The organism is Mesorhizobium sp. BR1-1-6, assembly GCF_020165355.1.
Taxonomy (GTDB): domain Bacteria; phylum Pseudomonadota; class Alphaproteobacteria; order Rhizobiales; family Rhizobiaceae; genus Mesorhizobium.
The window spans coordinates 34,362-54,189 of the sequence record NZ_JAIUHZ010000010.1 but is presented as its reverse complement, the minus strand read 5'-3'; the positions used below and the strand labels follow the sequence as shown (position 1 = coordinate 54,189).

Annotated in this window: 21 protein-coding genes and 2 pseudogenes; 8 read left to right on the top strand and 15 right to left on the bottom strand. The window is 62.5% G+C overall.

Annotation, left to right across the window (positions count from 1 at the left end; all coding sequences use genetic code 11):
• Positions 1–74: 74 nt before the first annotated feature.
• A complete protein-coding gene (locus tag LB545_RS19565; RefSeq protein ID WP_140557707.1) occupies positions 75–353 on the bottom strand; it encodes a DUF4031 domain-containing protein in 279 nt (92 codons plus the stop codon).
• Between the two features lie 166 nt (positions 354–519).
• Complete coding sequence (locus tag LB545_RS19560) at positions 520–1,347, bottom strand: cell envelope integrity EipB family protein (protein ID WP_224705675.1); 828 nt, start codon at positions 1,345–1,347, stop codon at positions 520–522.
• Between the two features lie 138 nt (positions 1,348–1,485).
• Between LB545_RS19560 and LB545_RS19555 the strand changes: the two genes are divergently transcribed.
• The 4 genes from LB545_RS19555 to LB545_RS19540 all read left to right on the top strand — a co-directional run bounded on the left by LB545_RS19555 (position 1,486) and on the right by LB545_RS19540 (position 4,553).
• A complete protein-coding gene (locus LB545_RS19555) occupies positions 1,486–1,950 on the top strand; it encodes a RidA family protein (protein WP_140525243.1) in 465 nt (154 codons plus the stop codon).
• A gap of 11 nt (positions 1,951–1,961) precedes the next feature.
• The gene (locus LB545_RS19550; protein ID WP_140515351.1) at positions 1,962–2,690 is read left to right on the top strand and encodes a glycerophosphodiester phosphodiesterase; all 729 of its coding nucleotides are present in this window, start codon (positions 1,962–1,964) and stop codon (positions 2,688–2,690) included.
• 55 nt (positions 2,691–2,745) lie between these two features.
• Entirely contained in the window at positions 2,746–3,960 is a 1,215-nt protein-coding gene (locus LB545_RS19545; protein ID WP_224705673.1) for a GNAT family N-acetyltransferase, read from the top strand.
• Positions 3,961–4,118: 158 nt separating this feature from the next.
• Positions 4,119–4,553: an HIT family protein gene (locus tag LB545_RS19540; protein ID WP_224705672.1), complete on the top strand. Its 435-nt coding sequence runs from the start codon at positions 4,119–4,121 to the stop codon at positions 4,551–4,553.
• Between the two features lie 185 nt (positions 4,554–4,738).
• Here LB545_RS19540 and LB545_RS19535 read toward each other — a convergent pair whose 3' ends face one another.
• Complete coding sequence (locus tag LB545_RS19535) at positions 4,739–5,380, bottom strand: chloramphenicol phosphotransferase CPT family protein (protein ID WP_224705671.1); 642 nt, start codon at positions 5,378–5,380, stop codon at positions 4,739–4,741.
• A 115-nt stretch (positions 5,381–5,495) separates the two neighbouring features.
• On the opposite strand from LB545_RS19535, the pseudogene LB545_RS19530 reads away from it, so the two are divergent.
• Positions 5,496–5,991 (top strand): annotated as a pseudogene (locus LB545_RS19530) (response regulator transcription factor); the annotation flags it as partial.
• Positions 5,960–6,283, top strand: a pseudogene (locus LB545_RS19525) (hypothetical protein); the annotation flags it as partial. The pseudogenes LB545_RS19530 and LB545_RS19525, both read left to right, overlap by 32 nt.
• A gap of 59 nt (positions 6,284–6,342) precedes the next feature.
• Here the strand turns inward: LB545_RS19525 and clpA are convergent.
• The 3 genes from clpA to LB545_RS19510 all read right to left on the bottom strand — a co-directional run bounded on the left by clpA (position 6,343) and on the right by LB545_RS19510 (position 9,747).
• On the bottom strand, positions 6,343–8,811 hold the full coding sequence (clpA, locus tag LB545_RS19520; RefSeq protein ID WP_140525247.1) for an ATP-dependent Clp protease ATP-binding subunit ClpA: 2,469 nt from the start codon (positions 8,809–8,811) through the stop codon (positions 6,343–6,345).
• A gap of 6 nt (positions 8,812–8,817) precedes the next feature.
• Positions 8,818–9,147, bottom strand: a complete 330-nt coding sequence (gene clpS / locus LB545_RS19515; protein WP_027051901.1) for an ATP-dependent Clp protease adapter ClpS — start codon at positions 9,145–9,147, stop codon at positions 8,818–8,820.
• A 270-nt stretch (positions 9,148–9,417) separates the two neighbouring features.
• A complete protein-coding gene (locus LB545_RS19510; RefSeq protein WP_140498728.1) occupies positions 9,418–9,747 on the bottom strand; it encodes a phasin family protein in 330 nt (109 codons plus the stop codon).
• 283 nt (positions 9,748–10,030) lie between these two features.
• On the opposite strand from LB545_RS19510, the gene LB545_RS19505 reads away from it, so the two are divergent.
• Positions 10,031–11,464 carry a D-alanyl-D-alanine carboxypeptidase gene (locus tag LB545_RS19505; protein ID WP_224705670.1) on the top strand — a complete coding sequence of 478 codons (1,434 nt, stop codon included), beginning with the start codon at positions 10,031–10,033 and terminating at the stop codon, positions 11,462–11,464.
• 47 nt (positions 11,465–11,511) lie between these two features.
• On the opposite strand, the gene LB545_RS19500 is transcribed toward LB545_RS19505, so the two are convergent.
• From LB545_RS19500 to LB545_RS19490, 3 genes are all read right to left on the bottom strand, one after another.
• The gene (locus tag LB545_RS19500) at positions 11,512–12,210 is read right to left on the bottom strand and encodes a DnaJ domain-containing protein (RefSeq protein ID WP_181168628.1); all 699 of its coding nucleotides are present in this window, start codon (positions 12,208–12,210) and stop codon (positions 11,512–11,514) included.
• A 375-nt stretch (positions 12,211–12,585) separates the two neighbouring features.
• Complete coding sequence (locus LB545_RS19495) at positions 12,586–13,023, bottom strand: DUF1489 family protein (protein WP_140498734.1); 438 nt, start codon at positions 13,021–13,023, stop codon at positions 12,586–12,588.
• A 69-nt stretch (positions 13,024–13,092) separates the two neighbouring features.
• Positions 13,093–14,496, bottom strand: a complete 1,404-nt coding sequence (locus tag LB545_RS19490; protein ID WP_140729168.1) for an L-serine ammonia-lyase — start codon at positions 14,494–14,496, stop codon at positions 13,093–13,095.
• A 176-nt stretch (positions 14,497–14,672) separates the two neighbouring features.
• Between LB545_RS19490 and LB545_RS19485 the strand changes: the two genes are divergently transcribed.
• The gene (locus LB545_RS19485) at positions 14,673–15,416 is read left to right on the top strand and encodes a DUF599 domain-containing protein (RefSeq protein WP_140557715.1); all 744 of its coding nucleotides are present in this window, start codon (positions 14,673–14,675) and stop codon (positions 15,414–15,416) included.
• Here LB545_RS19485 and LB545_RS19480 read toward each other — a convergent pair.
• The 6 genes from LB545_RS19480 to LB545_RS19455 all read right to left on the bottom strand — a co-directional run bounded on the left by LB545_RS19480 (position 15,365) and on the right by LB545_RS19455 (position 19,728).
• The gene (locus LB545_RS19480) at positions 15,365–16,162 is read right to left on the bottom strand and encodes a YdcF family protein (RefSeq protein WP_224705669.1); all 798 of its coding nucleotides are present in this window, start codon (positions 16,160–16,162) and stop codon (positions 15,365–15,367) included. The genes LB545_RS19485 and LB545_RS19480 overlap by 52 nt on opposite strands.
• Before the next feature lie 27 nt (positions 16,163–16,189).
• Positions 16,190–17,755: an amidase gene (locus LB545_RS19475; RefSeq protein WP_140557719.1), complete on the bottom strand. Its 1,566-nt coding sequence runs from the start codon at positions 17,753–17,755 to the stop codon at positions 16,190–16,192.
• Positions 17,755–18,213, bottom strand: a complete 459-nt coding sequence (locus tag LB545_RS19470; protein WP_140664370.1) for a GNAT family N-acetyltransferase — start codon at positions 18,211–18,213, stop codon at positions 17,755–17,757. The genes LB545_RS19475 and LB545_RS19470 overlap by 1 nt, the downstream gene beginning before the upstream one ends.
• A 7-nt stretch (positions 18,214–18,220) precedes the next feature.
• Positions 18,221–18,508, bottom strand: a complete 288-nt coding sequence (gene gatC / locus LB545_RS19465) for an Asp-tRNA(Asn)/Glu-tRNA(Gln) amidotransferase subunit GatC (protein WP_224705668.1) — start codon at positions 18,506–18,508, stop codon at positions 18,221–18,223.
• An 88-nt stretch (positions 18,509–18,596) separates the two neighbouring features.
• Positions 18,597–19,013: a hypothetical protein gene (locus LB545_RS19460; protein ID WP_140557722.1), complete on the bottom strand. Its 417-nt coding sequence runs from the start codon at positions 19,011–19,013 to the stop codon at positions 18,597–18,599.
• A 19-nt stretch (positions 19,014–19,032) separates the two neighbouring features.
• The gene (locus LB545_RS19455; protein WP_140515338.1) at positions 19,033–19,728 is read right to left on the bottom strand and encodes a metal-dependent hydrolase; all 696 of its coding nucleotides are present in this window, start codon (positions 19,726–19,728) and stop codon (positions 19,033–19,035) included.
• Between the last annotated feature and the right edge of the window lie 100 nt (positions 19,729–19,828).

The window sequence follows — 19,828 nt, the reverse complement described above, 5'->3', positions numbered from 1 at the left end:
AAACCGGACAACTTGATTAGCTACCGACAGCCCGACGCGCCTTGCGGCGCGCCTGCGGCGATCCGCGCGTGCCCTCAACGCTTTATCTTACCCTTTGGCACCCTCACCCGCCGGAAGATCGCGACGATCTCTTCACGATTGCACTCGATGGCACCGAGCCGCACCGCGCGGTCGCGCTCGAAACCGGTTATGTCATAATGCGGCGCCGATGTCTTCGGCGGCCCCTGGTAGGATGAGCGCTTGATGCCGAGTTGCGCGGCGAAACGATGCAGTTCATCGGTGTCGTCGGCCATCAGATGGCACCAGCGATGGCCAACCCATTTCCAGATCGCCGCGTCGACATAGACCGCCATGAGGCTCGCCGCATTCCTTCTTCCGCCGACCGGTACCGGCGACGAGCGATGATAGAAGGGATTCGCACAGAAGATGAAGCGGCCGGCGGCCTCGAGAAGATGAGAAGCCGCCGCGACGCTTTCAAGCCGTGGACCGCGACGGCGCTGCGTCGACGCAAATCGAAGTTTATTTCGTCGGGCAGGCCTTCGTCTGGTCGAAAAGCGACAGATTGACCAGCTTGCCGGTCATGGAGAAATCGCCATAGTCCATGGTTAGATCGCGGGTGATGCCGTTCTCGTGCAGCTTGAAGCTGATCCGGTATTCCGGCGTCTCTTCTCCGTTCTTGGCACTGTCGTCGAAATAGGCGATGTCGACCGGCCAGTATTTGTCGGTGGCAAGCTTGGCCAGCGCCGGCGCTTCCGGATCGGCCTTGTCGGCATCGGTCCTCTTGCCGACGACGACGGTGGTGGACATCACCTTGTTGGCATCCTCGGAACCGTCGAACAGATTGGTTTGATAGAAGTTTTCACCCTTCTCGGCCTTGTCGATCAATTCGACCAGGTGCTGGGTCGGAAACTGGGTGGCGGCAAGTTCCAGGCTGTTCTTCTCGGGCTTGTCGATATCGACCTTCAGCCCTTTCGTTTCCTTCGTGGCGACGCCCTTGACCTCCTTGTCGAGGTTCTGATCGACGAAGGATTTGGTCACGAACGAGAAGGTCTTGCCTTCGGCATCCTCGAACGTCGTCGTTTGCTGGTCGGTCAGCTTGGTATTGTCGCTGGTGGCGATCTGGGTGACGAAGCGAAATTTCACCGTATACCCCTCGCAGGCCGAGCCGTTGAATTCGTAGACCATGCGACCGGTAATGCCGGTGATCCCGGAGCGGTCGTCCGCCTTCTTGAGGGTAAGGTCGTAGACGGCGCGATGCGCCTGCAGCGCCGGCACGGCGAAAGCGGGACCTATCGAAAAGACCACCGGCAACAGGACGGCATGGAATGCAAGGCGCGTTGCGCGCATGAGAGGCTCCGATCGTCGCGGCTGATGGCAGGCCGCAGGGAAAGATGGTCCAGCTTAAAAAAAGTCGTGGCGGAAGCGAGGCAAAAATAGCAATTTCGGCCCGGCTGACGCGGCGCCTTCCAGCAATAGGGAAAAGCAATGAGTGAAACAATCGAAAAGCGGCTAAACGACCTCGGGGTCACCATTCCCGCGGCCGCGGCGCCTGCCGCCAACTACGTGCCGCATTGCAGGACCGGAAACCTGCTTTTCACCGCCGGACAATTGCCGCTCAAGGACGGTAAGCTGCAGGCGAGCGGACTGCTTGGCCGCGACGTCGACACAGCAACCGGCAAGGAAGCGGCAAAATACTGCGCGATCAACATCCTGGCGCAAGCCAAGGCGGCACTTGGCGATCTCGAGAAGATACGCCGGCTCGTCAAAATCACCGTCTTCGTCGCCTCGGCGCCGGATTTCGTCGAGCAGCATCTGGTCGCCAACGGCGCCTCCGATTTCCTGGTGGCGGCGCTCGGCGACCGCGGCAAGCACGCCCGTTCCGCTGTCGGCACGGCTTCGCTGCCGCTTAATGCCGCGGTGGAAATCGAAGCGATCTTCGAAGTCGAATGAGCGAGCCTGACATGACCGACCTTTCCTGGCTGATTGCCCGGCCTGTCGCCCATCGCGGCTTTCACGACATGAACAAGACGCGCTGGGAAAACACCCTCTCCGCCTTTGCCGCCGCGGCCGAACGCGGCTATGCCATCGAATGCGACGTGCACCTGTCGTCGGACGGAGTTCCCGTCATTATCCATGATGGCGACTTGCAGCGGCTGACTGGGCACGACGGTTTCGTCTGGCAGCGCACGGCGGCCGAACTGGCAGCGCTCAAGGTCGGCGGCACGTCTGATCATGTGCCGACGCTGCGCGAGGCGCTCGATCTGATCGACGGGCGGGTGCCGCTGGTGGTCGAACTAAAAGGCGTGGCTGGATACGACAATGGCCTTGTGGCGAGCGTCGGTAGGCTGCTCAAGCGCTACAAGGGCAAGGTGGCGATCATGTCGTTCGACCACTGGCTGATCCGCGATTTCGCCAGGGATGCGCCGGGCATCCCGGCTGGATTGACCGCCTATGGCAAGGACGACAGGCTGATCGAAGCGCATTTCGCCATGCTGGCGCATCAGATCGCCTTCACCTCCTACGCAGCGGGCGACCTGCCGAATCCATTCGTCAGCTTTGTCCGTGAACGGCTCAAAATGCCGGTCATCACCTGGACGGTGCATGACCAGCCGGCGGTCGATCTTACATTCAAATATGCGGACCAGATGACGTTCGAAGGGTTCGAGCCCGATCTGGTCAAGGTCGCTTGATATGGGTGCCTAGAACGTGACTTGTAGCGGTCCGGATGGAGCTTAAATAAGCCTCATGGATCAGGGCGACGACGGCGACGGGCAAACGGTTGATGCGGAGTATGCGATCCGCATTGCGGCGGGCATCGGCGCCTTCACCTGCGAAGAGTGGGACGGTTTCGCCGGGACCACGCGCAGTGATGCCGAAAACGGTTATAACCCCCTCGTTTCATATGCTTTCCTGAGCGCACTCGAGGATTCCGGCTGCGCCGTGCGGCGCACTGGCTGGCAAGGTCATCATCTCAGGCTGGAGAATGGTCAAGGCACGCTGCTCGGCGCGGTCCCTTGCTATCTCAAGTCACACAGCCAGGGCGAATATGTGTTCGATCACGGCTGGTCGGATGCCTTCGAGCGCGCCGGCGGCCGTTATTATCCCAAGCTGCAATGCTCGGTACCGTTCACGCCGGTCACCGGCCCTCGCCTGCTGGTGAGCAGGGGCCAGCATTCCGGCACCGTCAAGGCCGGGCTCGCCGCGGGATTGAAGGCAGTGGCGGAAAAGCTCGGCGTCTCTTCCGCGCATGTCACCTTCGCGCAGGAGAGCGACGTGGACGTGCTGGAGGCGGCGGGCTTCCTGCATCGCACCGACCAGCAGTTCCACTTCGTCAACGAGGGCTTCTCGACCTATGACGATTTCCTCGCCACGCTGGCCTCCCGCAAGCGCAAGGCCATGAAGAAGGAGCGCCGCGAGGCGCTTGCCGACGGCATCTCCATCGACTGGCTTACCGGCAAGGACCTTACAGAACGGGCCTGGGACGATTTCTTCGCCTTCTACATGGACACCGGCAGCCGCAAATGGGGCCGGCCCTATCTGAACCGGGAATTCTTCTCGCTGATCGGCGAGCGCATGGCCGAGGACATCCTGCTGGTGATGGCCAGGCGCAACGGCCGCTACATTGCCGGCGCTATCAACTTCATCGGCTCCGATGCGCTCTACGGCCGCAACTGGGGCTGCATCGAGGATCATCCGTTCCTGCATTTCGAGGTCTGCTATCACCAGGCCATCGACTTCGCCATCGAACGCAAGCTGAAGGTGGTCGAGGCGGGCGCACAGGGCGAACACAAGCTGGCGCGAGGCTACCGGCCGGTGATCATGCATTCCGCGCATTACATCGCCCATCCCGGCCTGCGCAACGCCGTCGCCGATTATCTCAGGCGCGAACGGCGCGAGGTTGAACGCATGGGCGAATACCTGGAAGAGCACACACCGTTCCGCAAAGATCTCGAGGAGTAGGCCCATCCTGCAGGGCAGGAGCATATGTCAGGTTCGGCATCCCTGGGTTGGCAGTGCACGCCTGTCGAGATCGGCTTCATCGATCTCGCCCGATCGTCTTGCCGCTCACGAGAGGCTTCGCTACACCAATTAGCGAGGCACAATCCGGAGCGTTCGCCATGGCCGAAACCGCCTATGACACCGACAACATCTTTGCCAAGATCCTGCGCGGTGAAATTCCCTCGCACCGCGTCTACGAGGACGAAGCGGTCGTTGCCTTCATGGATGTGATGCCACAGGGGCCAGGCCATACGCTGGTGGTGCCGAAGACGCCTTCGCGCAATCTGCTCGACGCCGATCCGGCAACGTTCGGCCCGCTTTTCACAGTCGTGCAGAAGGTGGCGCTCGCCGTCCGCGAGGCATTCAAGGCCGATGGCGTCACCGTGATGCAGTTCAACGAGCCGGCTTCCGGGCAGACCGTCTATCACCTTCACGTCCACGTCATTCCGCGCTTCGAAGGCATCGCGCTGAAGCCGCATACGGGCCAGATGGAGAAACCCGAGGTGCTGGCCGAGAATGCCGGCCGGATAAAGGCGGCCATGCCGCTACCCTGACGCCTGGCTTTCAGCTGCCCCCATTGCGGCCGTCTGGGGAAGTTGCGCATCGAAAACGATGAACCCGAGCCGCCAGCATATCAGCGTGATCGCCATTCCGCTGAACATCTACCAAATTGTGCCCGCCGTAGATGAGGAGCGGGCCGCGCGGCTGAGATTCATTCTCATCGCCGCTGAGCGCGCGATCAGGACAGCTTGTTTGCGGAGAACGCCAAAAGCCTCTCAAACGCCGTCGGAGGCTCTACATTTTGCCTGAGCCGCCCGCGGATCGCATCCGCACATTGTGCCGGCGTCAGAAGCGATGTGTCCACTTCCAGATCATACACGCCAGGCCGGTGTACCTCCTCCTGCCACAGACGCACCGCCAACGGTACAGGGTCGTCAGGCGATCCCGTCACATATCCCCTCCCCGCCGGACTGTCGGCGCGCCTCTGCATGATGATTTCGATCGGGCAGCGGACACCGACAAACAGAACCGGCAGGCCTGCGAGGCGCCGGGCGCAATCGACAAGGCAATCAAGGGGTCGCGAATAGCTGTCGTGATGACCGAGATCGGCCACGACATTCAACCCCACTCGGCAGTGGGCGGCGATCGATTCGTAGAGCGCGGCGTAGAACCTCGGCACGAGACCCTCGATATCCGGGCGCTCGCCGCCGGGCCGCAAACCTATCCCCGGGCGACAGCGCAGCGGCGTGACCTGCTCATAGGTGTCGACCCCCAGGTTCATCCATGGGCCCTCGAAGCTCTCCTGAACTGCCTGGACGATGCTCGATTTCCCCGATCGCGGTGCGCCGTTGAGGATGATGATCTGGCCTGGTCCGGACATAAAATTCCCCATCCCATGGAAATGAACGCACGCAGCCATCTGGCGAACGGCTGTTGTTCGCAATGCTGCTGTAATCCTGACGGATGACAAGGCACCGGCGAGACGTGGACGTGCAATGCGGGTTCTGTTGATCGAGGACGAAAGAGTAATGGCTGACGCGCTCACCAGGGCGCTTGGCAAACAAGGCGTCGTCGTCGATCACACCATGCTGCTTGGCGATGCTATCGAACTGTCGTGCCAGCACGTCTATGAGGGCAATCCTGCTCGACCGAACATTGCCGGATGGAGAGGGACTGAGCTTCATTCCCAGGCTGCGGGCGGCAGGTGTCGATGCGCCGGTGATCGTCCTGACGGCCCGCAACGAGCCGAAAGAGCGCATTGAGGGGCTCGATGCCGGCGCCGACGACTATCTGGGCAAACCCTTCCTGATCGATGAACTGATGGCGCGGCTGCGGGCGGTGTTGCGCAGGAGCCGCGGATTACCGTTGGCATGGTCACCATCGACCCGCTGAATTTCAGCGTGACGGTCGGGTCCAGCCCCGTCGATACCGAGACGCGAACTGTCCGTCCTGCCCGCCCTGGCAAAGCGGCGCGGAAAGACTGTCATCCGAGATCGGCGATGCGTACAGTCTGGGCGCTACTTTCGGAAACGACTTTTCGCGCATGCTCGTCACCGGCAAGGCGCCGTCGGGATTGCATATCTCGATACCGTCAGGCCAACGCATAAAATCGTTCCTCGGCGGCAAGCCGAAATACGCGGCCTGCGAGGTCTTTGGCGGCGCGCCCGGCCTGTTCGGCATGGTCGGCGCCAACGTGGGAGCACCACCGTCCTGGACGGACAAATCAGCCAAAACCCGCCCAACGCCGCTTGCTGTCCAGGGGCCGACAGCAGCGCTTCAGTGATCGTCGCTTTGTGCCAATGAAAAAGCCCCGTCTCCGGGGCTTTTTCGAGGGAGTGACTATCAGCTCTTGCGCGGCAGTTGCGGCACCAGGCTGCGCTTGCCGCCGTCCTTGCCCTTGGGCTCGGGCTTCTGCGCGACGGCCTTCTTGGCCGCCGGCTTCTTGGCCACTGCCTTGCGCGGCTTGGGGGCGTCTTCCGGTTCTTCCTTCTTGGGCTTCACCGGTGCCTCGTCGGCGAGCGATTCGAGCTTCAGGCCGGTCTCGCCGGTTTCCTTCTTCTCGACGCTGACGCGCACCGTGCCGCCCTTCTTGAGCTTGCCGAACAGCACTTCGTCTGCCAGCGGCTTCTTGATGTGCTCCTGGATGACGCGGCCGAGCGGACGCGCACCCATGCGCTCGTCATAGCCCTTGTCGGCGAGCCAGGCGATCGCATCCGGCGACAGGTCGAAGGTGACGCCACGCTCGGAGAGCTGGGCCTCCAGCTGCATGACGAACTTCTGCACCACCTGATGGATAACCGGCACCGGCAGCGAGCCGAACGGGATGATCGCATCGAGACGGTTGCGGAACTCCGGCGTGAACAGCCTGTTGATCGCCTCGACATCGTCGCCTTCGCGCTTGGTCGACCCGAAACCGATCGCCGCGCGCTGCGCATCCGACGCGCCCGCATTGGTGGTCATGATCAGGATGACATTGCGGAAGTCGATCTGCTTGCCGTTGTGGTCGGTCAGCTTGCCATGGTCCATCACCTGCAACAGGATGTTGAACAGGTCCGGATGCGCCTTCTCGACCTCGTCCAGCAGCAGCACGCAATGCGGATGCTGGTCGACGCCGTCGGTCAAAAGGCCGCCCTGATCGAAACCGACATAGCCGGGAGGCGCACCGATCAACCGAGAGACCGTGTGGCGTTCCATGTATTCCGACATGTCGAAACGGATCAGCTCGACGCCGAGCGACGCAGCCAATTGCTTGGCGACTTCGGTCTTGCCGACGCCGGTCGGACCCGAGAACAGATAGGAGCCGATCGGCTTCTCCGGTTCGCGCAGGCCGGCACGGGCCAGCTTGATCGCCGAGGTCAGCGCGGTGATCGCGGTGTCCTGGCCGTAGACGACTCGCTTCAGCTCGATGTCGAGACCCTGCAGCACCTTCTCGTCATCGGCCGAAACAGTCTTCGGCGGGATGCGCGCCATGGTGGCGATCGTCGCTTCGATCTCCTTGATGCCGATGGTCTTCTTGCGCTTGGCCTCCGGCACCAGCATCTGCGAGGCGCCGGTCTCGTCGATCACGTCGATCGCCTTGTCCGGCAGCTTGCGGTCGTTGATGTAGCGCGCCGACAGCTCAACCGAAGCCTTGATGGCTTCCGTCGTGTAGCGGACCTTGTGGAACTCCTCGAAATAGGGCTTCAGGCCCTTCATGATCTCGATGGCGTCCTCGATGGTCGGCTCGTTGACGTCGATCTTCTGGAAGCGACGTACGAGCGCGCGGTCCTTCTCAAAGAACTGGCGGAACTCCTTGTAGGTTGTCGAACCGATGCAGCGGATCGCACCCGAAGACAGTGCCGGCTTCAACAGGTTCGACGCATCCATGGCGCCGCCCGACGTCGCGCCGGCGCCAATGACGGTGTGGATCTCGTCGATGAACAGCACAGCGCCCGGATAATCCTCGAGCTCCTTGACGACCTGCTTCAGCCGCTCCTCGAAATCGCCGCGATAGCGCGTGCCGGCCAAAAGCGTGCCCATGTCGAGCGCGAAGATGGTGGCGTTGTGCAAGACTTCCGGAACATCACCCTCGACGATGCGCTTGGCGAGGCCCTCGGCGATCGCCGTCTTGCCGACGCCGGGATCGCCGACATAAAGCGGATTGTTCTTGGAACGGCGGCACAGCACCTGGATGGTGCGGTTGATCTCGGACTCGCGCCCGATCAGCGGATCGATCTTGCCGGCCTTGGCCTTGTTGTTGAGATTGACGCAATAAGCGGTCAGCGCGTCCTGCTGCTGCTTCTTCTTGCCGCCTTCCTCTTGCGGCTCGGCGCCGTTCGCGCCGCCCTGCTCGTCATCGGCCCCGCGCGGCGAACGCGTCTCCGACGCGCCCGGACGCTTGGCGATGCCGTGCGAGATGTAGTTGACCGCGTCGTAACGGGTCATCTGCTGTTCCTGCAGGAAATAGGCGGCATGGCTCTCGCGCTCGGCGAAGATGGCGACGAGCACGTTGGCGCCGGAGACCTCTTCGCGGCCGGACGACTGCACATGGATCACCGCACGCTGAATGACGCGCTGGAAGCCGGCGGTCGGCTTGGAATCCTCGTCATAGCCGGTAACCAGATTGTCGAGCTCGGTGTCGATATAGGTGAGAACAGTGTGCTTCAACTCGTCGAGATCGACATTGCAGGCACGCATGACGGCGGCCGCCTCGGTGTCGTCGATCAGGGCGAGCAGCAGATGTTCAAGGGTTGCGTATTCATGGTGCCGCTCGTTGGCGAGCGTCAGCGCTTGGTGAAGCGCCTTTTCCAGGCCTTGGGAGAAAGCCGGCATGTTACCTCACTTCTTCTCCATCACGCATTGCAGCGGATGCTGATTTTGTCGGGCGAAATCCATGACCTGGGACACTTTGGTCTCGGCCACCTCGAATGTATAGACCCCGCACTCGCCCACTCCATGATTGTGAACATGAAGCATGATGCGTGTGGCGGCTTCGCGGTCCTTCTGGAAAAAACGTTCCAGCACGTGAACCACGAACTCCATCGGTGTGTAGTCGTCGTTCAGGATGAGGACCCGATAGAGGCTGGGTTTCTTGGTCTTGGTCTTTGTGCGCGTGATGACCGCCGTGCCGCGGCCGGCCTCATTGCCGTCGCCGCTGCCGTTCTGCATCCGTGCCTTGGTGGCAGTCAAACCGATCGTCACGTAATCCTGCCTCTTTCGAATCCTCATGCGAGTTCGACATGTAGGTGTTCGATGGACGATTTTAAGCCCTTCTGGTTAGCTGACAATATGGCTAGGTGCCCAACTTGGCCGATTTTCGCAATCGTGAAGGGGTGCCAGGCCCCTGAACGGAAATTGACATGAAAAAACCCGGCCACGCTGGCGCGGCCGGGCTCTGTCTTGGCCCAATGGGCCCAGATCTCGTACTGCCGAACGAAATTACTTCGCCTTGGCAACGATCGATTCGAACGGCTTGTAGGCTTCCTTGGCGAGTTCGGCATAGAGGTCGCCGATCTTGGTGGCCTCGGCGACGAACGCCTCATAGGACTGCTTGGCATAGTCGGACTGGACCTCGATCGCCTTGTCGAGCGACTTGGCCGAAACAATCTTCTCGAAAGCGGCGCTGCCGGCCTCGAAGCTCTTCTTGGTGTATTCGCCGGCCTCGGCCGCAATTGCCTGCGCGCCCTTGGACAAAGAGGCGAAGCTCTTCAAGCCGGTGTCGGCGAACTCTTTGCCGTATTTGCTGAAGTCCTCATAGGTCTGCGTCATTTCAATTCTCCCTGGACGGTTGATGCGCCCTGCCCCGAGCGCCTTGTGCAATGCACCCGAATATATTGTGCGGCGCACAAAAGTCAAGAAATCGCCAGCTTCCGTGCTGGCCCGTGTGGGCAATGGCTAAAATTCGAATAAACAGAGGCTCAAACCACCAGAAAATGGTGAACGCGGCGGTTACCATAAACGGATTGGTAACGCTGCCCGGATAGCTTGCCCGGAAGTGAGGCAGGATCCCTTTGCCGCCTCCAGCGCAACAAGAAATTCAAAGGAACTATCAGTGCGTCAGGCGTTGTCGGGCATCGTTTCCAAATCCGCGTCCCCTTTCAAAACGGTCATGATCATGGCCGTGGCGATGACCATCGTCGTTGCAAGTGCGGCCTCGTCGCTCGCCGCGAAGTCCGCGGCCATCGTGGTCGACGCCAAGACCGGCAAGGTGCTCTACTCCTCGGATGCCAACGCCCGGCGTTATCCCGCCTCGCTCACCAAGATGATGACGCTTTATTTGACTTTCGAGGCTCTGGCCAAGGGCAAGATCAGCCGGAACTCGCCGGTCGTCTTCTCGGCTCATGCCGCGGCAGAGCCGCCGACGAAGCTCGGCGTGAAGCCGGGCGGATCGGTGGCGGTCGAGACCGCCATCCTGTCGATGGTGACCAAATCGGCCAATGATTCGGCCACCGCGCTCGGCGAAATGCTCGGCGGCAACGAGACCAACTTCGCCCGCATGATGACTGCCAAGGCGCGGCAGCTCGGTATGAACGGCACCGTCTTCCGCAACGCCAACGGCCTGCCCGATCCCGGCCAGTTCACCACTGCGCGCGACATGGCAACGCTCGGCATCGCGCTGCGCGAACATTTCCCGCAATATTACGGCTATTTCTCGCAGCGCTCCTTCCTCTATGGCCGCCAGCGCATCAACGGCCACAACCGCCTGCTTGGACGCATCAAGGGCGTCGACGGCATCAAGACCGGCTACACCCGCGCTTCGGGCTTCAACCTGGTTTCGTCGGTTTCCGACGGCAACCGTCGCATTGTCGGCGTGGTCATGGGCGGCACCTCGGGCAGCAGCCGCGACAATCAGATGGCGGCCCTGATCAACACCTATCTGCCGCGGGCATCGACCCGGGGCGGCGGCGATCTGGTCGCAAAGGCCGATAGCGGCAACCCGGTGACGGCATTGGCCAGAGTGCTGTTGCCCAAGCACGACGCACCGACTCCGGATGAGAAGCCGATGGCGGTGGCCAGCGCCGATGACGCGGACGAGGCCGTTGCCGACGACGCGACGGTAGCCCAGGGCGACAGCGAGGACGCCGACGATAACGCAGCCGAAGAAACCAAAGTGGTTGTTCCGGCAAAGAAGGTGAAGACGGTTATCGTCTCCGCCCCCAAGGTCGCCACGGCACAGGTGGTGTCCGCTTATGCCGAGCCCGCGCCGGCCGTCGACCCGGTCAATACCGCGTCGGTGCCGTCGGGTTGGGCCATTCAGGTCGCCTCGTCGCCGAAACAGTCCGAAGCCCAGGCCTTCCTCGACAAGACCACCAAGCAGGCGCCCAAGGTGCTGGCAGATGCCTCCGGCTTCACCGTCGCCTTCGACAAGGACGGCGTCACGTACTACCGCGCCCGCTTCGGCGGCTTCGGTTCCAAGACCGCGGCCTGGAAGGCCTGCACCGCCCTCAAGAAGAAGAAAATCGAGTGCTACGCCGTCCAGCAGTAGGGACGGCGTAGAAGATATCTCCCGGAAAATTTCTGCGTCGAAGGAGACTAGTTGTGATTGGAGAGCAAGACGTCCTTGGCTTCGTTGATCCGCGCCGCCAGGAAAGACGTGCCGCCGATATCGGGGTGCAGGCGTTGCATCAGGCGGCGGTGCGCCTTGCGGACATCCGCCGCGGCGGCCCCCGCTTCAAGACCAAGGACCTTGTAGGCCTCCTCCTTAGTCATGGCGCCCGGACCTGGCGCAATACCCAGCCCTTCGCCACTGTGCGCCTCAGCGTTTTTGCGCCAGACGGGAAATCTGCCGTCAAGATACGTCTCTAGCAGTTGCCGGCTCTCCGGGTCACCGGAGAGTTCGCGAAACAGCTGCAGCAATTCGGCTTTGCCCATCGCACCAAGCATCTTGCCTTCATGGCGGCCTGCCAGGACAAGGCCTTCAAGGCCTCCTGTATCGTGATCGAGGTCCATTTCCAGCGCCGCCGTGCGTACGGTCGAGCGTCTCCGCGCCGGCATCACGGCTCGCCGGTTCAGCCGCATCGAGCCGTACCAGGCGATCGCTGCGAGCAGGATGATGCCGCCGAGACCTCCGCGCCCGACCAGCAGCACGGCGCCGCCGACCAATGCCAGCAAAACCGGCCCAACCTTCCTCATGTCGCCTGCCAGCCTGCTCGGGTCGGCCCGCACGAAAGCCGTTGCCAAGCCCATCAGCACCAGCAGCAATGCGACGACAGCGATGATCGCGCCTATCATATTCCACTGCCCCGTGAGTGCCCGGCGATCGGCCGGTTTTCCAGACTATTCCTGAACACGAGCATGCCGCCACCGGGTGTTATTTCTGCGCCGCAATCATGACCTTGCGCGACACATGGTCCGCATCCCACCACGCCGCGGCGCGATGTGGTCGGTGCGAGTGCGTCAGATATCGAAACCGGATGGTTCCTATCGCTCATGATTTTCAAGATGTGGCGTTGTCGCGACGCTTGCAAGTCCAACGGACAGCAACATTGAGGGCCAGCAACCGCAGTCCGCCTATACGGGCCGACCATGCCGCCAGATTGCCCCGGAGCAAGCCAACTGGCTGCTCGGAGCAAGCCAATGGGCTGCTCGGAACAAGCCGATAGTGATTTAGAGCAGGCCGAGATCGGCGAGCTCGCGCCGGAGTTTCGGCGGCATTTCGACCTGCCCCGGCTTGCCCTTGCCGAGATCGGCGGGTGCATCCGATGGCTTTAGATAGCGCCAGCCCTGAAAGGCGCGGCGCGGCTGCCAGTCGGTGCGCACCACTTGCGGATCCAGCATCAGATGGCAGCGGCCGATGCCCTCGTCATCGGTGAATGGCCGGATCTCGGTGATCAACTGCCGGCATTGCACACTTCCCTTGATCACCCAGTAGAGCGAGCCACCGTCGGTAACCTCATCGGCGCGCGTCGGCACCATGCGGGTGGTGTGCCAATGCTCGGCCGGTTCGCCGGCACGGCGCCGCTCGTCGAGGCGGAACGCGATCCATTCTTCGAGATCCTCGACGCTGTCGCAGCCGACGCAGAGCTTTAGGAGGTTGAGAGCCATCGCCCAAGATTTAATCCGTCGCACGGATGCGTCAACGGCCTGAGCAAGTTCTCCACAGTGCCAGCGGGCTCAACACTCCACCACATTGACCGCCAGCCCGCCGAGGCTGGTCTCCTTGTACTTCTCGTTCATGTCGAGGCCGGTCTGGCGCATCGTCTCGATCGCGGCGTCCAGCGGCACGAAATGGGTGCCGTCGCCCTTGATGGCAAGCGAGGCGGCCGTCACCGCCTTGACCGCGCCCAGCGCATTGCGCTCGATGCAGGGCACCTGCACCAGCCCGCCGACCGGATCGCAGGTCATGCCCAGATGGTGCTCCAGCGCGATCTCGGCGGCGTTCTCGACCTGTTCGGGCGTGCCGCCCATGACGGCGCACAGGCCGGCCGCCGCCATGGCCGAAGCCGAGCCGACTTCGCCCTGGCAGCCGACCTCGGCGCCGGAGATGGACGCATTGGACTTGATGATGCCGCCGACGGCGGCTGCCGTGAGCAGGAAATCGCGAATGCTGGGCTGGTCGGCCTCGGGATGGAAATGCAGCCAGTAGCGCAGTACTGCCGGCAGCGTGCCGGCCGCGCCGTTGGTCGGCGCGGTGACGACGCGCCCGCCGGCCGCATTCTCCTCGTTGACGGCCATGGCATAGATCGACAGCCAGTCATTGGCGAGCAGCGGATTGGGCCGGTTCTGCTGCCACTGCTCCTGCAGCTTGTCGTGCAATTGCCTGGCCCGGCGGCGCACCTTCAGCCCGCCCGGCATGATGCCGTCCTGCGACAGGCCGCGCTCGATGCAACTCTTCATGGCACCCCAGATGGCGTCGAGGCCGTCGTCGAGCTCATCGCGCGACATTTGTGTTTCCTCGTTGACCCGCTTCATCTCGGCAATGGAAAGGCCGCTCTTGCCAGCCATCTTCAGCATCTCGAGGGCGTTCTTGAAGGGATAAGGGACTTTTTTGCCTTCGGTCGTCACCGAACCCTTGGCTTTCATGCGCTGCAGCTCTTCTTCCGAAACCACGAAGCCGCCGCCGATCGAATAATAGATCCGCTTGAGCAGCAGGCGGTCGCCAGCGTCATAGGCATAAAACGCCATGCCGTTGGCGTGGCCGGGGAGCGGCGTCTTGCGATCGAGCACCAGATCGCTGGCCGGATCGAAACGGTAGGAAGGATGACCGCGCGGTGAAACCAGCTTGTCGGCGGTGATGCGAGCGACAATGCCGTCCGCCTGGTCAGGGTCGACCGTCTGCGGCGTCTGGCCGGCAAGGCCGAGAATGACGGCACGGTCGCTGCCATGGCCGATGCCCGTATAGGCGAGCGAGCCGTGCAGGCTGGCGCCGATGCGAGCGACCTTGGCGCCGACCGGACGCGGCCAGTCGTCTCCGGCGATCTCGTCGAGGAAACGGCGGGCGGCCGTCATCGGTCCCATCGTGTGCGAACTCGATGGTCCGATGCCGATCTTGAACAGGTCGAAAACCGAAAGGAACACGCGCCACAATCTCCCGAAGCCGCTCTGGGACTACATATAGGAACTCCCGCGATGTTTCCGCTGTTTTGAACGGCGCGGCGCAGCGCCCGCCGACCTTGTTTGCTCCGGCAGCGACATGGCCGTCGCTGCCGGCGGACGATCGAAGCAATCGCACTGGATGTGATAGGGTTCCGCCAATGGGCGATTCCCTCGATCTTTCGACAGCCGATCTCGCGGCGTTGGCGTTCTTCCTCATTGCGTGGGTTCTGCATACGCTCGCCTCGGACGGCGTGCTGGTCAGCCGCATGTCGCTGACAACGGCGATGAATGCGCAGCGTCAGGCCTGGATGCACCGGATGGCCGAGCGTGAGATCCGCATCGTCGACACAGCCATCATGGGTGGCCTGCAGCAAGGCACCGCCTTCTTCGCCTCCAGTTCCCTGATCGCGCTTGGCGGCTGCTTTGCCTTGCTCGGTGCCTCCGACCGCGTCCTCGAGGTGTTGAGCACCCTGCCTCTGGGCGGCGCCTCGTCGCGCCCGGCTTTTCAGATCAAGGTGCTGGGACTGGTGCTGATCCTGGCGTTTTCGTTCTTCAAGTTCGGCTGGGCCTACCGTCTGTTCAACTATTGCTCGATCCTGATCGGTGCTGTGCCGATCCCGCATGGCGAAGCCTCGCGCAACCCGGTCACCGAAACGGCGGTGTGGAGGGCGGCGCAGATGAACATGCTGGCAGGCAAGCATTTTAATTCCGGCCTGCGCGGCGTGTTCTTTTCGATCGGCTATCTCGGCTGGTTCGTCGATCCGGTGGTGTTCGTGCTGTCGACGCTTCTGCTCCTGGCCGTTCTGGTGCGGCGCCAGTTCTTCTCGGCGGCGCGCCGCGCCGTGATCGGTCAGCCGCCAGGTGCGGGAAAAGGCCGATCGATGCGGCCGGACAGCCAATAGGCGAACAGCCCTATCCATTCGCGGATCGCCATTGTGGCCGCCTGCAGCGCATCGGCCGGATTGTCGCGGAACAGGCCGATGCCTTCGCGTCCCGACGTTCGATAGTCGACCGGCCACGGGACGGTCGCGAAGCCGGCCTTGTCGAACAGCGCCTTGGCGCGCGGCATATGGTAGGCCGAGGTGACCAGCAGCCAGGTTTCGCCCGGCTTCGGCGCTATCAAGGCGTTCGTGAAGACGGCATTCTCATAGGTGTTGCGAGATTTGCCCTCGAGGATCAGGCGCTCCGGCGCCACGCCGAGCGCGCCAAGCAGGCGCGGCGCGGTGGCGGCATCGCCCTCGCCTTCGAGGAACAATTCGCCATTGCCGCCAGAGACGACCACCTTGGCATCGGGAAAGCGCCGCGCCAGCACGGCCGTCTCGACCATCCGGTCGCCGCCGCTGTTCAGCTCATAACCGCCGCGCACCAGATTGATGCCGCCCTCGAAGCCGCCGCCGAGCACTACGATGCCATCGACTTTTTGCGGCAGCGGCGGGCGCGGAAAGCGTTCCTCAAGCGGGTTGAGCAGTAATGCGCCGAGCGAGGTCCAGGCCGAAAGCGCCAGAACCAAAAACGCCAGCACGCCGCCGATGGCTGCCAGCCGCCGGCGGCCGAAAAATGCCGCGACCAGCCCCGCCAGCAGCAGGAAGATCGTCAGGTTAAGCGGCTGGATAAAGAACCAGAAGATTTTCGAAAGATAGAAGAACATCCCTCACCCCTTAGATGAGAAACGATCCTACCACCACTTCTCCGGCTGGAACGTTCCGGCCGCCTGCTCGATGACGGCAGCGGTCTGGAACAGCGTCTCTTCCTCGAACGGCCTGCCGATCAGTTGCAGGCCAAGCGGCAAGCCCTTGGGGTCTAGGCCGGCGGGCACCGCAATGCCCGGCAGGCCCGCCATGTTCACGGTGACGGTGAAGATGTCGTTCAGGTACATCTTCACCGGATCGGAAGCCATGTCCTCGTCTGCAATGCCGAAGGCGGCAGATGGCGTCGCCGGCGTCAGGATGACATCAACGCCGGCGGCAAAGACGTTCTCGAAGTCCCGCTTGATCAGATTGCGCACCTTCTGCGCCTGCAGATAGTAGGCGTCGTAATAGCCCGCCGACAGCACATAGGTGCCGATCATGATCCGGCGCTTGACCTCGCGGCCAAAGCCGGCGGCGCGGGTCTTCTCATACATCTCGACGATGTCCTTGCCCGGCACGCGAAGGCCGTAGCGGACGCCGTCATAGCGCGCAAGGTTGGACGAGGCTTCGGCGGGCGCCACGATGTAATAGGCCGGTAGCGCGTATTTGGTGTGCGGCAAGGAGATGTCGACGATCTCGGCGCCGGCATCCCTGAGCCAGGCAATGCCCTTCTGCCAAAGGGCCTCGATCTCCTCCGGCATGCCGTCGACGCGGTATTCCCGGGGAATCCCAACCTTCATGCCCTTGATCGGCTTGCCGATCGCCGCCTCGTAGTCCGGAACCGGCCGGTCCACCGAGGTCGTATCCTTCGGATCGACGGAGGCCATCGATCTGAGCAGGATCGCGGCATCGCGCACGTCGCGCGCGATCGGCCCGGCCTGGTCGAGCGACGAGGCGAAGGCGACGATACCCCAGCGCGAGCAGCGGCCATAGGTCGGCTTGATGCCGACCGTGCCGGTGAACGCGGCCGGCTGGCGGATCGAGCCGCCAGTGTCGGTGGCCGTGGCGCCCGCGCACAGGAAGGCCGAGACGGCGGAGGCCGAGCCGCCCGACGAGCCACCCGGCACCAGCTGCGCATTGTCCAGGGTGCGCGCGGTCCTGGTGCCGCCGGCCGAAACGAAGCCGCCATCGCCCTGATGCGTGGTTGGCATCACCATCGTATCGACGCGCGAACGCCGCCACGGGTTGACCACCGGCCCGTAATAGGACGTCTCGTTGGACGAGCCCATGGCGAACTCGTCCATGTTGAGCTTGCCCAGCATGACCGCCCCGTCGGCCCACAGATTGGAGGTGACGGTCGATTCGTAATGCGGCTTGAAACCGTCGAGCACATGGCTGCAGGCCTGGGTGTGCACGCCCTCGGTGCCGAACAGGTCCTTAATGCCGAGCGGAATGCCTTCCAGCGCACCGCCCTCGCCTTTGACCAGCCTGGCGTCGGAGGCCTTGGCCATGTCGCGCGCCTTGTCCCCGGTTACCACGACATAGGCGTTGAGCGCCGGATTGGCGCGGTCAATCGCAGCGAGATAGGCGTCGGCAATCTCGGTCGCGGTGATTTCCTTGGCGCGCAGCTTGGCGCGGGCCTGCGAAATCGTCAGTCGGGTCAGGTCGCTCATCAGGCAAGGCTCTTTTCGTAAAATACCGACCACTCGGAATCGGGATAATCCAGCACCGGACCGCAACGCGAGAAGCCGGAACGTTCATAGACAGCCCAGGCGGCAGGATGGCGATCGCCCGTCTCCAGCACCAGACGCTTCAATCCTTCCTCGCGCGCCAGCGCTTCGACACGCTCCACGATCCTGGCGCCGATTTTCTGGCCGCGATGAGTGGGCCGCGTGTACATGCGCTTGACCTCGCCTATGGCACCGTCATGGCGCTTCAGCGCCCCGCAACCGATTGCAAGACCGTCGTCGCGGGCGACGAAGACCGTGGTGTCCCGGCCGGCCATCTGCTCGACGGTCAGATGATAGCAGTGTTCCGGCGGCGTCAGTTCGAGCAGCGTCTCGTTGAGCTCCGCGACCAAGCCGCGCACATCGTCCTGCAGCGGCGTCTCGATGGCGATTTCGATGGCCATCGGCCTGTTACTCCACGACCTTCGGCACGAGGAAGAAGTTCTCTTCCGTGGCAGGCGCGTTGGCGACGATGTCGGCAGCCTTGTTGCTGTCGGTGACGACGTCCTGGCGCTTCTTCATCCCCATAGGAGTTACCGAAGTCATCGGCTCGACCCCGGAAACATCGACCTCGTTCAGCTGTTCGACGAAGCCCAGTATGGCATTCAGCTCGCCGGTCATGCGTTCGGCATCTTCCTCGCTCACCGCAATGCGGGCGAGACGCGCGACGCGCTTCACTGTCTTGACGTCAACGGACATGTTTGTGCCTCGGGAAAACCAGCCCCGGCCTATAGCGGCGCCGCGCGCGGCGCGCAACATGTGCATGCCCACAATCGGGCAAATGGCCTCACGGCGGGGCCATGCCCTCGCACAGATAGTAGCTGCTGCTGTTGCCGCTCGCCTCGCTCTCATCTTCGATGGGCCGGACGGAGACGAGATCGATCTGAGTCGGGCTCATCTGCGTCACCGAGAGCACGTCGGGAAAAACGTAGCCCGGCTCCTGGCAAATGGCCGTCACCGCCCAGCTCGGCGAGCGTGTCGCCTTGCTGATCTGCAAGAACTCGCAATTGTATTCGACCCCTTGCAGGCCATGGGCCGACAGCACGATGTTGCCGGCATCGATCAGCGTCTGCAGGGTGTCTTTCCTGGCCTGTGCGCAGAGCTCCTCGGACTTGAGGTATACCCCTTCAATGAAATCGTCCGCGGCAAGCGCCGGCGACGCCGCAAACAGCATCGAAACGCAAAGAGAGTTCCTCAAGCCCATGGTTTAATTCGTTTTCAATTTATAGTGTGACCGCCTCGCCGATCCCAGGCACGACGACATTCACGCCCGAACTCTCCATTCCGGCGACGAATTTGTCGGGCGTCTGGTCGAGCAGGCCGAAAGTCGCATAGTGGCATGGCACGGCGACATCGAACTTGAAATAGCGGCGGCAGGCGAGAGCCGCGACAGCACCTCCCATGGTAAAGCGGTCGCCGACCGGCACCAGGCCGATCTTCGGCTCATGCAGCTCGTTGACCAGCGCCATGTCCGAGAAGATGTCGGTATCGCCCATGTGATAGAGCGTCTTGTCGTCCTGGAAATGCAGGACCAGCCCGCAGGGATTACCCATATAGATGCCGTCCCCATAGGACGAGGAATGCAATGCCTGGACAAAAGTCGTCGTGAACGGGCCGCAGTCCACCGTGCCACCGGTGTTGCCCTGGTTGATATTGTTCTGGTCGACGCCCTGGCCGCCGAGATAGCCGCAGACCTCGGGATTGGCGACCAGCATCGCTCCGGTCTTCTTGAGGATCTCCAGCGCATCGCCGACATGGTCTCCGTGACCATGCGTCAAAAGCACGTGGGTGACACCTTCGGCTGGGCCTTCCCAACTTTTCTTCCAAAGCGGATTGCCGCTCAGGAACGGGTCCATCAGGATGCTTGCGCCCGCCACCTCGATCTTGAAGGCGGATTGTCCGTACCAAGTGAGTTTCATCAGCGAGTTCCTCGATTTTTGTTCCGTCGGAGGATAGAACGGCGTCAGCTCAAGAGCAAAGTGTTACGGCCTCGCGTGTTCAAAACGCCGCGACGGCGCT